General features: G+C 68.2%; 16 protein-coding genes. 6 read left to right on the top strand and 10 right to left on the bottom strand.

Features of this window, described 5'->3' with window-relative positions; genetic code table 11:
• Positions 1-57: 57 nt before the first annotated feature.
• Complete coding sequence (locus ACGGCP_RS17990) at positions 58-864, bottom strand: type II CAAX prenyl endopeptidase Rce1 family protein (RefSeq protein ID WP_392967482.1); 807 nt, start codon at positions 862-864, stop codon at positions 58-60.
• 370 nt (positions 865-1,234) lie between these two features.
• Here ACGGCP_RS17990 and ACGGCP_RS17985 point away from each other — a divergent pair, with 370 nt between their 5' ends.
• Positions 1,235-1,729, top strand: coding sequence for a GNAT family N-acetyltransferase (locus tag ACGGCP_RS17985; protein WP_392967480.1), 495 nt, complete (start codon positions 1,235-1,237; stop codon positions 1,727-1,729).
• The gene (locus tag ACGGCP_RS17980) at positions 1,713-1,898 is read left to right on the top strand and encodes a DUF1737 domain-containing protein (protein ID WP_392967479.1); all 186 of its coding nucleotides are present in this window, start codon (positions 1,713-1,715) and stop codon (positions 1,896-1,898) included. Before ACGGCP_RS17985 ends, ACGGCP_RS17980 begins: the two co-directional genes overlap by 17 nt.
• A 59-nt stretch (positions 1,899-1,957) precedes the next feature.
• Here ACGGCP_RS17980 and ACGGCP_RS17975 read toward each other — a convergent pair whose 3' ends face one another.
• Together ACGGCP_RS17975 and ACGGCP_RS17970 are read right to left on the bottom strand one after the other, a co-directional pair.
• Positions 1,958-2,653: an NADPH-dependent F420 reductase gene (locus tag ACGGCP_RS17975; RefSeq protein ID WP_392967477.1), complete on the bottom strand. Its 696-nt coding sequence runs from the start codon at positions 2,651-2,653 to the stop codon at positions 1,958-1,960.
• 129 nt (positions 2,654-2,782) lie between these two features.
• Positions 2,783-3,661: a peptidoglycan-binding protein gene (locus ACGGCP_RS17970; RefSeq protein ID WP_392967475.1), complete on the bottom strand. Its 879-nt coding sequence runs from the start codon at positions 3,659-3,661 to the stop codon at positions 2,783-2,785.
• 195 nt (positions 3,662-3,856) lie between these two features.
• Between ACGGCP_RS17970 and ACGGCP_RS17965 the strand changes: the two genes are divergently transcribed.
• Genes ACGGCP_RS17965 through ACGGCP_RS17955 form a run of 3 tightly spaced genes read left to right on the top strand, consistent with a single transcriptional unit; the run spans position 3,857 to position 7,767 of the window.
• Positions 3,857-4,240, top strand: a complete 384-nt coding sequence (locus tag ACGGCP_RS17965) for a hypothetical protein (RefSeq protein ID WP_392967473.1) — start codon at positions 3,857-3,859, stop codon at positions 4,238-4,240.
• On the top strand, positions 4,240-7,311 hold the full coding sequence (locus ACGGCP_RS17960; RefSeq protein ID WP_392967471.1) for a caspase family protein: 3,072 nt from the start codon (positions 4,240-4,242) through the stop codon (positions 7,309-7,311). Before ACGGCP_RS17965 ends, ACGGCP_RS17960 begins: the two co-directional genes overlap by 1 nt.
• A 60-nt stretch (positions 7,312-7,371) precedes the next feature.
• Entirely contained in the window at positions 7,372-7,767 is a 396-nt protein-coding gene (locus ACGGCP_RS17955) for a hypothetical protein (RefSeq protein ID WP_392967469.1), read from the top strand.
• A gap of 53 nt (positions 7,768-7,820) precedes the next feature.
• On the opposite strand, the gene ACGGCP_RS17950 is transcribed toward ACGGCP_RS17955, so the two are convergent.
• The 7 genes from ACGGCP_RS17950 to ACGGCP_RS17920 form a co-directional block, all read right to left on the bottom strand.
• A complete protein-coding gene (locus ACGGCP_RS17950) occupies positions 7,821-9,095 on the bottom strand; it encodes a thymidine phosphorylase (protein ID WP_392967467.1) in 1,275 nt (424 codons plus the stop codon).
• 93 nt (positions 9,096-9,188) lie between these two features.
• Entirely contained in the window at positions 9,189-9,575 is a 387-nt protein-coding gene (locus ACGGCP_RS17945; protein WP_392967465.1) for a cytidine deaminase, read from the bottom strand.
• Between the two features lie 2 nt (positions 9,576-9,577).
• Complete coding sequence (locus ACGGCP_RS17940) at positions 9,578-10,855, bottom strand: ABC transporter permease (RefSeq protein WP_392967464.1); 1,278 nt, start codon at positions 10,853-10,855, stop codon at positions 9,578-9,580.
• Between the two features lie 5 nt (positions 10,856-10,860).
• Positions 10,861-12,144, bottom strand: a complete 1,284-nt coding sequence (locus ACGGCP_RS17935; protein WP_392967462.1) for an ABC transporter permease — start codon at positions 12,142-12,144, stop codon at positions 10,861-10,863.
• A complete protein-coding gene (locus ACGGCP_RS17930) occupies positions 12,141-13,703 on the bottom strand; it encodes an ABC transporter ATP-binding protein (protein ID WP_392967460.1) in 1,563 nt (520 codons plus the stop codon). Before ACGGCP_RS17930 ends, ACGGCP_RS17935 begins: the two co-directional genes overlap by 4 nt.
• Before the next feature lie 28 nt (positions 13,704-13,731).
• The gene (locus ACGGCP_RS17925; RefSeq protein WP_392967458.1) at positions 13,732-14,820 is read right to left on the bottom strand and encodes a BMP family protein; all 1,089 of its coding nucleotides are present in this window, start codon (positions 14,818-14,820) and stop codon (positions 13,732-13,734) included.
• 212 nt (positions 14,821-15,032) lie between these two features.
• On the bottom strand, positions 15,033-15,380 hold the full coding sequence (locus ACGGCP_RS17920) for a hypothetical protein (RefSeq protein WP_392967456.1): 348 nt from the start codon (positions 15,378-15,380) through the stop codon (positions 15,033-15,035).
• Between the two features lie 132 nt (positions 15,381-15,512).
• Between ACGGCP_RS17920 and ACGGCP_RS17915 the strand changes: the two genes are divergently transcribed.
• Positions 15,513-16,007: a hypothetical protein gene (locus ACGGCP_RS17915; RefSeq protein ID WP_392967454.1), complete on the top strand. Its 495-nt coding sequence runs from the start codon at positions 15,513-15,515 to the stop codon at positions 16,005-16,007.
• Positions 16,008-16,049: the final 42 nt, after the last annotated feature.

Here is a 16,049-nt window from a genome sequence, read left to right as displayed (position 1 = left end):
CAGACATAGCGAAGGGGCGCCGTCCTTGCGGACGGCGCCCCTTCGTCGTTTCCTGTGTTACATGGCTCCGGTGAGGTAGAGGGTGGTGCCGATGACGGTCATGAGGAGTGCGGATCCGGGGTGCATCCAGATGGAGGCGCGGATGTCGTGTTTGCCCCAGACGAACCAGATGCCCGGGAGCAGGAAGATGATCTTCGAGGGGACGGTCCAGATCGCCCAGAAGTGGTAGATGGAGAACAGGACCGTGTTGAACAGGGGCGCCCAGCGGCCCAGCTGCGGGAGCCTGGGGAGCAGGAAGCCGCGGAAGTAGTACTCCTCGATGAGGGGGAGCAGGAATCCGGTGAAGGCGCCGAAGATGAGCATCGTGGTGACGATGGTTTCCTTGCTGTAGGCGTCGAGGTAGGTGGTGCCGGAGGAGCCGGAGCCTTCGAAGGTGACCCAGGTGAAGAAGGTGTCGTAGGTCCAGGTGTCCAGCGGGGCGAGGGAGAGCGACACGATCGCCATGTACAGCAGGAAGCCGATGCCGATGAGGGTGATCTTGCCGCGGGTGAACGGCTTGTCCCTGTAGCGGACGACGCCGCCGCCCATCGTGTACTTGCCGGTGGCCTGTTTGCCGAGCCAGAACAGGCCGAACCAGAGCGGGAAGAGGACGACCATGAGGCCGATGGCCCAGGCGGCGAAGATCGGGGCGCCGATGGCGCGCGAGATCGGCGCACCGATCCAGGCGTAAGCGGCGACGATCAACGCGCCGGGGACGAGGTGGAGGGCGATGGACAGCGGGATCGAATGCTTGTCAGCGAGCAGTTTCGCTGCGAATCGGTTGGTGGGGCGGGCCTTCGGGGCCTCGAGCTGCGTTTCGTTCATGTCCGAAAGCATCGTCGGCCGCGCTGTCGCAGCCCTGTCTCCGGACTGACACCTCACCTGACACGGGAAAGGGCCGACGCGAAACGCGTCTGTCAGCGGTCGGTTCTTGCGGAGCAGGTCGAATAGCGCCGGGACTCGCTTGTCAGGTTTCGCTGAAGGTCCGCCGGTACGCGCTGGGTGTGGTGCCGAGGCGTGCCCGGAAGCGGCGCACGTCCGCATACCCGACGCGGGACACATCCCGATGGAGAACGCTCCCGACGGAGAACGCTCCCGACCAGGTCGCCCGCGCGCTCGCCGACTTCTTCACCGCATAGATGCTCGAATATGATCCGTGTGCGGCGGCGGTCCCGCGCCGCGAGAGGAGGCGGCTATGACGGTTCGCGTTGCGGCGCATGAGGATGCGGCGGACATCTACCGTCTGCTCTGCGGCTTCGCCACCAGCTACCGGCCTGAGCGGGCGATCTTCGAGGACCGCACGTTCCCCAGCGTCATGGAGGCCGCCGCGGCCGGCTCCGCCGAGTTCCTGGTCGCCGAGCGGGATGGAGCGGTGGCGGGGTACCTCCTGGCCGCGCGGGCGCCGACGCTGTTCGCCGGCGGCACCGTCCTGGAGATCCTGGAGCTCGCCGTCGACGAGGCCGATCGGGGCCGCGGGATCGGGTCGCTCCTGGTCCGCGCCGCTGTCGACAAGGCAGGACAGGCCGGTGACGTCGAGGTGACGGTGCCCACCCGCCGCGCGGCCCGGTTCTACGACCGGCTGGGGTTCACCGAAACCGCGGCCTATTTCAAGTACAACCTGGGCCGCGCCGCTGCCGACGCGGGTGGCGGCTCAGGAAGCGAGGAGGGTTTCGATGAGCGCGCCACCTGACGGACTGCCCGTCTACCGGGTCCTGACCGGCCCGGACGACGAGACGTTCTGCCGACGCGTGAGCGAGGCGCTCAGCCTCGGTTACGAGCTGCACGAGGGCCCTGCCGTGACGTTCAACGGCGAACGGGTCGTCGTCGCTCAGGCACTGGTCTGGCCGACGGACCGGTAACGGTCCGTCGGCCGATCGTGGAGGACGTGACACGCGTCGGCCCTGCTGTTCGCCTGCGCCTACAGGTCGCGGTATCGCTTGGCGGCCTTGAGGGCCGGTTCGAAGTCGGCTGCGGTGGCCTGCTTGGGCGGGACGTCGAAGCTGCCGCCGGACGGCTTCTCCGCGAAGTACGGGATGCCGTAAGCCGGGAGGTCGCGCTGGAAGCGCCAGCCCTCGGCGAGCGGGCCGACATCGTAAGCGTCCCAGCCGATCGAGTCGAGGAAGACGGTGGCGGTCTTCTTCGCGTTCGCGTCGTCCCCGGCGATCAGCATGACCGACCGTTCATCGCTGTTCTCACGGGCGAGATCCGCGATGTGCTTGAAGAAGATGTTGTTGAAGCCCTTGACGACGAACGACTCCGGCAGGTGGGCCTGGAGCAGCTCGCTCGTGGTGGTGGACTCGTCGTCGAGCTCGGCGATCCGGCCGTCGCGCTGCGGGTAGTAGTTGTTGGTGTCGATGACGACCTTGCCGCGCAGCTCCTCGACCGGGACGGCCTTGTAGGCGCTGAGCGGGACCGTCACGACGACGAACTCTCCAGCGGCCGCCGCCTCGGCGGGCGTCGCCGCGCGGGCCTTCGGGCCGAGTTCCGCGACGAGACCGGCGAGCGAGTCGGGCCCGCGCCGGTTGCTGAGGACCACGTCGTGGCCTGCCGCGACCGCGAGACGCGCGATCGTGCCGCCGATGTTTCCACTGCCGATGAATCCGATTGTGCTCATACCCGGTCACAACGAGCGCGCAGCGGCGGTCATTCCGCTGGTTTGCGGTGATTCGCGTCATCGGAGGTGACCGCGAGCCGGGCGCGGTGCGTGCAGTCTCGCATCGCGCCCGGCTCGCGGGCGTGTTGCCTAGCCGCGCTTGTACTTCTCCCACCAGGTGAAGGCGCCCTTGTAGGCGTCCGGGGTGTTGTCGGCAGCGTGGCTGGCGAGGCCGTTCTTGCCGTAGAAGTAGTCGTGGACCTGGGCTTGGGCGACGCCCGCCATGTCCGTGTCGCCCACCGCATTCGCGTGGATGTGGTAGGTGAAGCCCTGCTCAGGGGTGCGCAGCCACGCCGCGAACCCGACGTCGCGCAGGGCCTTGACGGTCTGCCAGCGCTGCGTCGTGGTCATGGAGCTGACCGCGATGTCGACGACGCCGCCGCCGTCGTGCGTTCCGGCGGAGCTGGGGTTGCCGGTCGTGTAGGAGCCCTGGGTGAGGGTGATGCTCCAGGAGAGTTTGCCGTCGGCCGCGGCGAGCATGTTCTTGGTGCGGGTGTTGACGCGCTTGCCGCCGTAGGTGTCGGTGCTCGATCCGACGTTGATCGGGCGGGTGACGGTGTACAGGCCGGTGTCGGTGCCGAGCTTGGTGAGTGAGGTCGGGCCGGGGATGCCGTTGGCGTCGAGTCCGGTGTAGCCCAGGGACTTCTGGTAGTTGGCGTAGGCGGTGACGGTGGTGGTGCCGTAGTGGCCGTCGACGGAGCCTGCGGCGAGGAAGTTCTTGGCGTCGAGTGCCTGTTCGACGACCTTGACGTGGGGTCCGGCGGTGAGTGTGGTGCCGGTGCCGGACTTCGGCGGGTCGACCATCGCGGCGACGAGCACGAGTTCCATGTCGACCACCGCTGCGGCCTCGGCGGCGCCTGCCGTGAAGACGGCGGGGACCGTGGCGGCGGTGATCCCGCCTGCGGCGATGAGCGCGCGGCGCAGGAGCGTGCGCCGGGAGTGGGTGTCGGGTGTTGCTTCGGAGGTCATCTGTTGGTCCCTTCCTGGAGCTTCGCACCGAGGGGTGATCGACGCGACAATTGTCGAGTAACGGAACCATATCGGAGAAATCTTTCGTTGAGAAGTCCTCCAGTGAAACAAATCTTCATCTTGGCGGGAATCGCCGGTCCTCCACGTTGGGCGGCGGGCAAATATCATTGAGCGACACTCGTCTGAGAGGTGGACATGTCCCCGACCGTCGAAGTCGCGATCTCCACGGAGACCGCCAAATACGCCCCCGACAGCCCCCAATGGCGACGCGAAGTCGCCGCCCTCCACACTGAGCTGAGCAGTGAGACCGCTTCTGTCGCAATACGATCTGAGACCGCCTCGGGCACCAAGGGCGCTGCGGTTGACGTGATCCTGGCGCTCGGCACCTCCGGCGCGCTCGTCGCCGCAGTCGAGGTCATCCGCGCCTGGCTCGGCCGCGACAAGACCCGGACCATCACCGCGACGTGGACCGACGAGGACGGCAAGGAGCGGCGTTTCACCCTCACGGGCGAGAACATCGACCAGCAGTCGCTCACCGCGCTCAGCGAGTCGATCGGCCGGATGATCGAAGGCCGCTGATGCCCGACCGCCGCTACCGGGCCCTCCTCATCGGCAACGCCGTGTTCAGGCGTGACCCGCAGGGACTCCCGAAACTCCAAGGGCCTCGCGCCGACGTGGACGCCCTCTGCGAGGCCCTGGCCGACCCCCAGTCGGGCATGTTCGCCACCGAAGACATCGAAACGCACATCGACCGCAGCCATTCGAACCTGCGCGAGGAGCTCTACCGCTTCTACATCGAAGAGGCCACAAGGGACGACGTACTGCTCCTCTACTACAGCGGCCACGGCAAGCTCGATCTGCAGGGCCGACTTCACCTGTGCACCAGCGACACCCTCGTGAGCAGGCTCCGAGTGACCTCGCTGCAGTACAAGGAGCACATCGACGCTCTGATTCAGGAATCGCCAGCGGCAGCGACGGTCACGATCCTCGACTGCTGCCACAGCGGCGCCTTCCGCGGCGGCGAACTGAAGGTCAAAGCGACGGGCAACGGCCGCTGCGTGATCACCAGCGCCAGCGCCACCGAACTCGCCCTCGACGCCCTCGGTCCCGGCGGCACCAGCCCGTTCACCAACGTCCTGGTCACCGGCCTCCGATTCGCCCCCACCGAGAGCCAGTTGTCCGCCCAGGACCTCTACGACTACCTGGAGACCGAACTCAGGCCTGCCGGAACCTCCCGCCCCCAGTTCTACTTCGACGGAACCGGCTCGATCGTCCTCGCCCGCCGATCCGTACCCGCTTCGGAACCGTCGATACCGCCGACCGCCGAATCGGGTCACTTCATCCAACACGTCATGACCGGTACGGACCTCGGCGAGTTCAACATTCCCGGGCCCACGGCGGATCGAGACTCGCCGTCTTCATCACTGGGCCTGCACCTCCCGGAGCCGCGCACCCACCTCTGGAGGCTGCTCAACGAAGCTGTTGCATCCGCGCTGTCGGAAGATGATGAGAACGACAAGGACCCGAGCGAGCGCTTGCGCGAAGTCTTCGAAGCGGCAGCTCAGCTCGACGATCGGTGGCCGAAGGCGGTACTCAAGCGGCTTCCCCAAAGCCGCGAACAGTTCATAGTGGTCGAGGCCCTGTGCGCCGGGCTCGCGAGGATAGATGCCCGCGCGGCGATCGAGTTCGCGCAACGGTTCACTTTCGGGAGCGCCGAGCGAACCGGCGCCCAACTCGCCATCGCTGCTGCCCTGCCTGATTCGGAGCTCGTTCTGGCGCAGCAGATCCTGCAGGAGGCCATCGCGTCTTGCAAAGACGGGTATGGAGACAGGGAGACGCAGTTGCTAGTGCGGCTCTTTGAGATCCAGTGCAGCGCCGAGATACCGGAGCCTCCAGCGGATATCGCGCCTCTCGCCCGAGTCGCGAGGGCGCTCAATCAGATCGCCCCCGATATTTGGGGAGACCTCATCGAAGACCTGGAATCCCTGCTTTGGAACCAACCGGATCAGGCGGTCTGGACGCCGGTCCAGGCTGAAGCGGCTTTGCGGATGGCGAGATTCGCGCCCTCCACCGCTCAGCGGTTCTTCAGCCTCGACGGCCACATGCTTCACGAGAGCGATTTTGAACGACTCCCCATCGAGGACATCACCTGCGGCGGCTCCGCAATGCTCGCTATCGATCCCCCTATCGGCCATCGTCTTCTCGAAATCGCTGAGCGACGCTGCCGATCCCATGCCGACTGGGTCAAGCTGTTCAATGCCCTGCTCGATGCGCTGCAGACCTCGCCCGGCCCTTCGCCAGCGCAGGCCGAACATCTCATCACAATGGTCGAACGGGCCGTCGATCACGTTGCAGAGGAGGAACGGTGGCGGCTCTCCCACGCGGCTGATGCGCTCGTCGCCACCGCGCCCGTAGCCGCCAGTCGGCTCCTGCGGATCGACTCCGATGAGGACCGCATGCGCCGCGGCCTGATTCGGGTCGCCAAGCAGGCCGCGGCCGTCGATGCCGTGACGGCCAGGCCCATCGCATATGCGGCCGAGCGTCTCGTGCTGTCGATCCTCGATGAAGTCGCCGAGGCGAACGAGCTGATCTACCTCGCTGAGGCCTTCGCGGCGATCGATCCCGACCATGCGGTGCGGCTGATCAGGTCGATGCCGGAGAACGGGCTCAGCCAGTCGCTCGCGATCTCGAAGGTCGCCGCGGTGTTCGCGGCGACGTCGCCGGACCGGATCGCGCGACTTGTCCGCGATCTCGCCACCGGCGAGAAAGCCGAGCGGGTGGCGACCGACGTATACGACGGCGTCGCCGAGGTCGATCCCGAACGGGCGCTGGAACTTGTGGCATCGCTGCCCGAGTCGCCGTATAAGTCCAGCGTCATTGCGACTGCTGCCGAGGCGATTGCCGCGTTCGCGCCGCACCGCGCTGCGGAGGTCGCGGCCACCATCGACGACGAATACCGCCGCGGCCATACGCTGCTTTCGATCGTGCAAACCATCGTGAAAGACGATCCGGATTGGGCAGCCTTGATCGCTCTCACCATCCCGGACACAGCCGAATGCGCCTACGCCCGGGTCTCCGCACTGTGCATGGCGGGTCTGGCCCTTCCGGCCCAGGCGGAGGAGCTGCTCACCAGGGCAGAAATCACCGCTGGCCAGATGGACAACGACTATCTCAAAGGCTCGCTGCTGTGCGACATCGCCAACGCACACATCGAGATCGGCTCCGTGCCGCTTCGCGCGTCCCGACTGCTCTCACAGGCCGAACTGTGCGCCTCAGCGAGCGCCGAGGACGACGCCGACCGGCGGACCGCGCTGCTCGCCGAGGTCATGGTCGGCTGGGCCTCGATCGCGCCTAGGAAGGCCGAGAGGATCGCGGAGGGACTGCCCGACGACTGGAAGGACCGGGACACGCATTTCGAGCGCGCGGCGACAGCCTTGGCCGCTGACGACCCTCGCAGGGCCGAGCAGTTCATCGCGATGATCGGCGGACAAGATGAACTGCTGCGGGCGCAGAGCGCACTTGTCGAGGAATTCTGCAGATCCGCGCCCGGGCGCGCCGAGCAGCTGGCCCTCACGATGAAGTCCGGTTCAGAGCGGACTCAGGCGCTGCTCACCGTCGCCGAGGCCGAGCAGCGGCGCCGGTCCTGGTAGCGGAAGGCAGGGAAGTCGGCTTCGGGACCGGTCCCGGGCCGGATGGTTAGCGTCGGGTGCATGGATCGTGGATCGCCTGAATACGTCGAGTCCGACTCGTCGATCAGATTGCGCGGCTTCCTGTTCTGGCTGCTGAATGTCGCGACACTGGCGCTGGCTGCCTGGCTGGCGGTCGCCGATCGGGCTCCGTGGTCGGCACTGGTGACCGCGATCGCCGTCGGCCTGGCCGCCTTCCCGCTGGGGCTGCTGATCTTCTTCGCGGCGGCGTCGGCGGGGAACCGGGTCAAAGGGGCGCTGGCGACCGGGGCGTTCAGCGGATTTCTGGCGTATCAGATGCTCGACTGGGTCGACCCCGACACCGCTGGCGACGCACTCGTCGCCGTCGTCCTGTGGGCCGTCGGACTGGCGCTGGTCAGCTGGTGGGCTTGGCGCGCCGAGCGGCGCGCAGAGTCGTAACGCGAAGGGCGGCAACGCTTTCGCGTTGCCGCCCTAACGGTGTGCGTGTGGTGTCAGACGATGCGGTCGAGGATGATCGGGCCGCGCTTTGCGGGTTCGGCGCCGACCTTCCACTGGCCCTCGAGGGTTTCCTTCGCGGCGGCGAAGCGCTCGGGGGTGTCGGTGTGGAGGCGGAACACGGTCTCGCCCTGCTGCACGGGCTCGCCGACGGTCTTGAGGATCTCGATGCCCGCACCGAACTGGACCGGCTGGCCCTGGCGTTCGCGGCCCGCGCCGAGGCGCCAGGCCGCCACGCCGACCGCGTAGGCGTCCATCTCCGACACGAAGCCGTCGGCGTCGGCCTTGATCTCCTCGAATTCGCGGGCGACCGGGAGCGGCGCGTCGACGTCGCCGCCCTGGGCGGTGATCATCTTGCGCCACTTGTCCATCGCGCGGCCGTCGTTGAGGGCCGCGGCGGGGTCGGCGTCGGGCTGTCCGGCAGCGGCGAGCATCTCCTTGGCGAGGGCGACCGTGAGCTCGACGACGTCCTCGGGGCCGCCTCCGGCGAGGACCTCGACCGACTCGCGCACTTCGAGGGCGTTACCGGCGGTGCGGCCCAGCGGGATCGACATGTCCGTGAGGAGCGCGCGGGTGTCGACGTCGTGGTCCTTGCCGAGGCGGACCATGGTCTCGGCGAGTTCGCGGGCCTGGGCGAAGTCCTTCATGAACGCGCCGGAGCCGACCTTGACGTCGAGGACGATGGCGTCCGCGCCTTCGGCGATCTTCTTGCACATGATCGAGGAGGCGATGAGCGGAATGGCCTCCACAGTGGAGGTGATGTCGCGGAGGGCGTAGAGCTTCTTGTCGGCCGGGGCGAGGTCGCCGGTGGCCGCGCAGATGACCGCGCCGATGTCCTTGAGCTGCTCGATGACGCTCGCCTCGGTCATGTCGACCTGGAAGCCGGGGATGGACTCGAGCTTGTCGAGGGTGCCGCCGGTGTGGCCGAGGCCGCGGCCGGAGAGCTGCGGGACGGCGACGTCGAAGACGGCGACGAGCGGGGCGAGCGGGAGGGTGATCTTGTCGCCGACGCCGCCGGTGGAGTGCTTGTCGACACAGGGCTTGCCGACCGCGGAGAGGTCGAGCGTGATGCCGGAGCGGATCATCGCGGCCGTCCAGTCGGCGATCTCGCGCGGCTGCGCGCCGTTGAGGAAGATCGCCATGGCGAGGGCCGACATCTGTTCGTCGGCGACGACGCCCTTGGTGTAGGCGTCGATGACCCAGTCGATCTGGGCGGTCGAGAGTTCGCCGCCGTCGCGCTTGGTGCGGATGACGTCTACAGCGGTGATCATTGGGTTTCCCTCACAGACAATGGAATTCGAGGAGGGCGGGACAGTCTTGGCGCTGCTTGCGAGCCATAAATTGGCACTGTTCCCGCCCTCGCCCTACAGGTATTCGGGGCCGAACGCGCCCGGGAGCAGGGCTCCCACGGTCGTCGGCTCCGGCGCGGCGTCCACCAGGCACTCGGCGCCGCCGTGCTCGTAGAGCAGCTGGCGGCAGCGGCCGCAGGGGGTGAGGGGCTCCCCTTGGCCGTCGACGCAGGCGATCGCGACCAGGCGCCCGCCGCCGGTGCGCGCGAGCTCGGAGACCATGCCGCACTCGGCGCACAGGGTCAGGCCGTAGGAGGCGTTCTCGACGTTGCAGCCGGAGACGATCCGGCCGTCGTCGACGAGCCCGGCGACACCGACCGGGAACTTCGAGTACGGGGCGTACGCGTTGGCCATGGCCTGGCGGGCCTTGTCCCGCAACGTCTCCCAGTCGATGTCGGCCATGGCTACTTGTCCCCCGGGTTGTACGGCACGCCGTCGGCCGCGGGGGCCTTGGCCTTGCCGATGAGGCCCGCGACGACGACGAGCGTCACCGCGTACGGCAGCATCTGCAGGAACTCGCCGGGGACGACCGAGCCGCCCGAGGCGTCCAGGTCGCGGGCGACCTGGGTGGTGAACCCGAAGATGAGCGCGCCCGCGAGCACGCCGAGCGGGTTCCAGCGTCCGACGATCATGACCGCCAGGGCCACGAAGCCGAGACCGGCCGTCATGTTCTTGCCGAACGCGAGCGAGTTCGCGATGGTGAACCAGGCGCCGCCGAAACCGGAGATGAGACCGGCGAGGGCGACGTTCCAGAACCGCAGGCGGTTGACGTTGACGCCCATGGAGTCGGCGGCGGCCGGGTGCTCGCCGACCGCGCGGGTGCGCAGGCCCCAGCGGGTGCGGTAGAGCAGGAACCACACCACGAACACCAGCGCGAGTCCGATGTAGACGAAGATCTTCTGCTGGAACAGGACCGGGCCGAGCACCGGGATGTCCGCGAGCGGGCCCCAGTTGATCGTCGGCACCGAGAAGGCGCTGTTGAGCCCCTCGGCCTTCTTCAGCTGGTCGTACATGAAGCTGGTGAAGCCCAGCGCCAGCAGGTTGAGGATGACGCCCACGACGACCTGGTTGACCTGGTACTTCGTGGCGAGCAGGGCGAGGAGCATCGTCGAGAGGAACCCGGCGAGCATCGCGCCGACCATACCCGCATAGACGTTCCCGGTGATGTTCGCGACCAGGACGCCGGTGAAGGCGCCCATGAGGAACTGGCCCTCGATGCCGATGTTGATGACGCCCGAGCGTTCGCACACGACGCCCGAGAGCGCGCCGAACAGGTAAGGGAGCGAAAGGAACAGGGCCCCGGCGAGGATCGACTCCGCGCGGAACACCGTGCCCGGCTGGGAGTACGCCCAGAACAAGAGGCCCAGGACGAACGCGGTGACCGCGATCCCCGAGGCGAGCTTCAAGCGGCGCTTCGGGATCCCGGCGAGCATCCAGACGCCCGCGGCGGCGGTGACCGCGCCGAGGACCGCCACGCACACCGTCGTGGGCAGGGCCCACTCGAGGTCGGTGAGGGTCCGGTCGAACGCGATCGTGGTCGTGTCGCCCGAGCCGACCACCGCGAACGCGATGACGAGCAGGGCCAGGCCGAGCACGGTGAAGGCCGTGCCGGGCTTCGCGAACCGGGTCGGGACGCTCTCGTCGACGACCGCCGGTGAGGAGGTCATGGTGTCCACTGCCATGGGGCTCACCAGCCTTTCGCTTCGAGGGTGACCAGGCCGCCGCGCGGCGTGCGCAGGTGCAGGATCGCCTTGACCAGTGCGGGAGCGGCGATGAAGAGCACGATGATCGCCTGCAGGAGCGTCGAGATGTCGACCGGCACGTCAGGCTGGGCCGACAGGGCCCCGGCCTTCAGCGCGCCGAACAGGATCGCCGCGGCGACGATGCCGCCGGGGTTCGCGCGGCCCAGGAGCGCGACGGTGATGCCGTCGAACCCGTACTCGAGGGCCGTGTTCGTGGTGATGCCCGAGGAGCCGACGCCGAGCGACAGCGCCGCGCCGGCGAGGCCCGCGAGGCCACCGGCTACGGCCATCGTCGTCGTGTACGTCGAGCCGATGCGCATGCCGGCGGTGGCCGAGGCGTGCTCGTTGAAGCCGACGGCGCGGATGCGGAACCCGAACGTCGAGCGGGACAGCAGCCACCACGTGAACACGGCGGCGAGGATGCCCAGCGGCAGCGCCCAGTTCACGCGCAGGCTCTCCGACAGGCCCGACAGGAGCTTCGGCATCACGGCCGTCTCGTTGACGGGCTTGGTGATGAGGTCCGACTTCGTCTCCGAGTGGAGGAACTCGGTGCCGATGGCCCACACCAGGAACAGCCCGGCGATGTTGTTCAGCATGATCGAGGAGATGACCTCGTGCGCGCCCGTCGTGGCCTTGAGCAGGCCCGGCACGGCGCCGAACGCGGCGCCCGCGATCGCCCCGGCGATGATCGCCAGCGGCAGGTGGATCACGGCCGGGAGGCTGAAGGAGAAGCCGATGATGAGCGCGCCGAGCATGCCGAAGATCATCTGGCCCTGGGCGCCGATGTTGAACAGCCCGGCGCGGAACGCGAGGCCGACGGCGAGGCCGGTGAAGATCAGCGGGGTCGCGTACGTGAGCGTCTCGGACAGCGGGCGGAGCAGGTCGCCGAACTCGGCGGTCCCGGCCGCGTAGCGGTCGAGCGTGTTCAGGTTGAGGACGGCGCCCTCGAACAGCGCGATGTAGGAGTCGCGCACGAGGTACCAGGAGGCGGACAGGGCGTCCTGGGGGCGGGCGAAGAAGTACGTGTAGGTGGAGCGCACGTACTCGTCGGAGACGATGAGGAGGACCGCGCCGATGAGGAACGCCAGCAGCAGCGAGTAGATCGTGACCATGACCGAGTTGGCCTCGGTCAGGTAGCGGCCGAAGAGGCGCATGAAGCTCGGCTTCGCTTCGGGGGTCTCGCCCGCCTCAGGCTGGTCGGCGGCCGGGGCTTTCGTATCCGTGCTCATCGGTCACCTCCGTTGGCTTCCTCGTCGGTCTCGGCCGTGTCGGCCTCGGTCTCGGGTGCGATGTCGGCGCCGACCATGAGGCGGCCGATCACCTCGCGGGGCGTGTCGGGGGCGACCTCGCCGACGATGCGGCCGTTGTAGATCACGGCGATGCGGTCGGCCAGGGCGTAGATCTCGTCCAGTTCGGACGAGATGAGCAGGACCCCGGTGCCGGTGTCGCGCTCGGCGACCAGGCGCGAGTGGATGAACTCGGTCGCGCCGACGTCGACGCCGCGGGTCGGCTGCGCCGCGACGAGGAACCGGCGGGGCCGGGAGAACTCGCGGGCGATGATGACCTTCTGCGCGTTGCCGCCCGACAGCGACGAGACGGGCTCGTCCGGGGACTGCGTGCGGATGTCGAACTCGGCGATCGAGTCGACCGCGCGCTTGCGCACGGCCGCGGCGTTCACCGCGCCCCGCTTGCTGAACGGCGAGTCCCGGTACTGGTTGAGGACGATGTTCTCGGCAACCGTGAACTCGCTGATGACGCCGTCGCGGCCGCGGTCCTCGGGGATGTAGCCCAGGCCGTCCGCGATGCGGTGGGCCGGGCCCGTGCCGTGCACGTCCTTGCCGTCGATGGCGATGCTGCCCTCGTCGGGCTTGATGAGGCCGAGGATCGAGCGGGCCAATTCGGTCTGGCCGTTGCCCTCGACGCCCGCCAGGCCCACGATCTCGCCCGAGTGGACGGTGAGTCCGAGCCCGTCGAGGACTTTCACGCCCGCGTCGGAGACGACGGTGAGGTCCTTGACTTCGAGTCGTGCCTCGCCCGGCTCGGCCGGGGACTTGTCGACCTGGAGCGTGACGGCGCGGCCGACCATCGCGGAGGCCATCTCGGCCTCCGAAGCGGTCGGCTCCAGCTCGGCGACGACCTTGCCGCGCCGGATCACCGTGATGGTGTCGGCGACGGCCTGGACCTCTTTGAGCTTGTGGGAGATGAACAGGATCGACGTGCCGGACTCGGCGAGGTTCCGCATGATCTGCAGGAGCTCGGTGATCTCCGCGGGCGTGAGCACCGCGGTCGGCTCGTCGAGGATGAGCAGTTCCGTCTTCGGCCCCGACAGGGCCTTGACGATCTCGACGCGCTGCTGGACGCCCACGGGCAGGTCCTCGCAGATCGCGTCGGGGTCGAGTTTGAGGCCGTACTCCTCGGAGACCTGGCGTACGGCCTGGCGCGCGGCCTTGGCCGAGAGCACCCCCAGACCCTGGGTGTGCTCCCGGCCCAGCTGCACGTTGTCAGCGACGCTGAAGGGCCCGACGAGCTTGAAGTGCTGGTGCACCATCCCGATCCCGGCGGCGATCGCGTCGCCCGGACCGGTGAAGGAGACCGGCTCCCCGTCGATGAGGATCTCGCCGCTGGTGGGCGTGAGGATCCCGTAGAGCATGTTCATGAGCGTCGACTTGCCCGCGCCGTTCTCGCCGAGGATGGCGTGGATCTGCCCGGGCTCGACCACGAGGTCGATGTCGTCGTCGGCGGTGAACGAGCCGAACTTCTTCGTCAGGCCCTTCAGTTCGAGTCGCAATTCGTGTCCTTAGCTTCGATCCACTCGGCTACGAGGCGGCGGGGCTGGCCGGCGACTCGACGACGATGGTGCCGTCGATGATCTGCTGGGTCAGCGCCTCGATCTCGGCCTTGGTGTCGGCCGAGACGGCGGAGTCGAAGTCGTGGAACGGGGCGATACCGACGCCGCCGTTCTCCAGGGTGCCCACGTAGGAGCCCGAGATGGCCTCCCCGCCGTTGGCGGCGTCGTAGGCGGCGAGGACGGCGTCCTTCACGGCCGTCTCCAGGCCCTTCTCAGCGGAGGTGATGATCTCGGCGCCGTACTCGGTGGACTCGAAGCCGTCGGTGTCGACCCAGATGGCCGAGACGTCGGGGTTCTCCGAAGCGGCGGTCAGCGCGCCGATGCCGGCGGGGCCGGCGACCGGGAACAGGATGTCCGCGCCCTGGCTGATGAACGTGTCCGAGGTGCTCTTGCCCGCGGCCGCGTCCTCGAAGCCGTTGATGAACGTGCCGGTCTGCGCCGCCTCGTCCCAGCCGAGGAGCTCGACGTTGGTGCCCTTGTCCTCGTTGTGCTTCGCGATGCCCTCGGCGAAGCCGTCCATGAAGATGGTCACCGGCGGGATCTGGATGCCGCCCCAGGTCGCGACCTTGCCGGTCTGCGACTGCGCGGCGGCGACGTAACCGGCGAGGTACGCCGACTGCGCGGTGTCGAACTGGATCGAGTAGACGTTCGCGACCTCGGAGAAGCCGTCGACCGTGGCGAACGGGATCTCCGGGTTCGCGGTGGCGATCGTGTTGACGTTCTCGGTCATGAGGCCGCCGACGCCGACGACGAAGTTGCAGCCGTCGTCGACCGTGGCCTGCAGGTTCGGGTCGTAGTCGGTCTCGGAGGAGGACTCCTTCACCTCGACCTCGATGTCCGAGTTCTCGGCGGCGGCGGCTTCCATGCCGGCCCACGAGGACTCGTTGAAGGACTTGTCGTCCACGCCACCGGAGTCGGTGACCATGCAGGCTTTGAACGAAGCGTCGGCGTTGTCGCCGCTGCCGTTCTCGGACGGGGCCTGGCCGCAAGCGGCAAGGGCGGCGAGGCCGACGGCGGAGAAGCCCGCCAGGGCCAGCTTGAACGGCTTGACAGCCATCTCGGTCTCCTTTGACAATCCAAGGGGTAAGTCGATACCCGCATAATCATGGCCGCAGTCGGTGGCCTTTGACACCGACCTTGATGATTTCGTTACCGAAACATCCTATGACTGAGATCCAGCGGTGAACTGGTGTTTCACCCGGGCTACGGCGCGATTGCAGCTCCGGGCGCCTCCGAACGGTCACAAGTGGGTGAATTCCCGGTGGCCCGCTACGTCCAGAAGACGGCCACCCCGGCGGTCACCGCGATGAGCGCGCCCGTCGCGTAGAAGTGCCCCGCGGCGACCTTCTCACGCTTCTTCCACACCGGGATCGCGATCATGACGCCCAGCAGGAGGGCGAGCAGGAACTTCACGCCGAGCTTGGCGTGGTTCGCGTCGCCGTCGGCGCTCGCGATCCCGTACAGGACGATGCCGGTAGCGAGCTGGGTCGCGATGCCGTACAGCATCGCCGAGTTGAAGTTGAACCTCTTGGAGAGCAGGGACACGAGCCAGCCGCCGAAGACGGCCGCGAACCCGAGCAGATGGAGGTAGCGCAGCAGCAAGTGGACGAATTCCATGCGCCGGAGTATTCCAGAGGACCCGACGACCCCTTGCGCGAGCGGCCCGACCCGAGCCCCGGTCACACGGGCCCCGCGGCATCGACGGCGCGGAATATCCTAGGTGGACCCCCATCCCTGAGGAGGCCCGCGATGGCCGATCCGCTCTCCGTCCCCGATCTCGACGACGAGCCGCGCGCACCCGACCCGGACCCGATCCCCGGACCGGGGTTCGCGGCCGTCGCCGCACTGTGGCTCTTCGCCACCGCCTTGGGCGTCGGCTTCCTGTTCACCGCGGTCGTGCTCGTGTTCGACCTGACCGCCGACGACGGCAGGGCGGGCGTGACCGCCGAGGCCGTGATCGCCCTGGTGCTCGGCACGCTCGCGGCGCTCCACGCGGTCGTCGCCGCGCAACTGCTGCAGGCGCGCGAATGGGCGCGGAAGGCGGCGGTGCTCATCGAGACCGGAGCCGTCGCGGCCAGCCTGGTCGGGACCGTCGCCGCGTTCAGACTCGACGCCGCGATCGCTTCGCAGGCCTCCGGGGCGTGCCTCCTGGCCGTGCTCCTCCACTGCGGCGTCATCGCGCTCGTGACCGCCCGGTCAGTGCGGGACTGGTGCGGTGAAGTGCAAGAACAGCCGGGCGACTGACGCCTTCGACGCGGACGGCCGGGCCCCGCAGGACCCGGCCGT

Source organism: Glycomyces sp. NPDC048151 (genome assembly GCF_043202775.1).
Classification (GTDB): domain Bacteria; phylum Actinomycetota; class Actinomycetes; order Mycobacteriales; family Micromonosporaceae; genus Glycomyces.
Note: the sequence above shows the minus strand (reverse complement) of the source record. Positions and strands in the feature narration are given on the sequence as shown.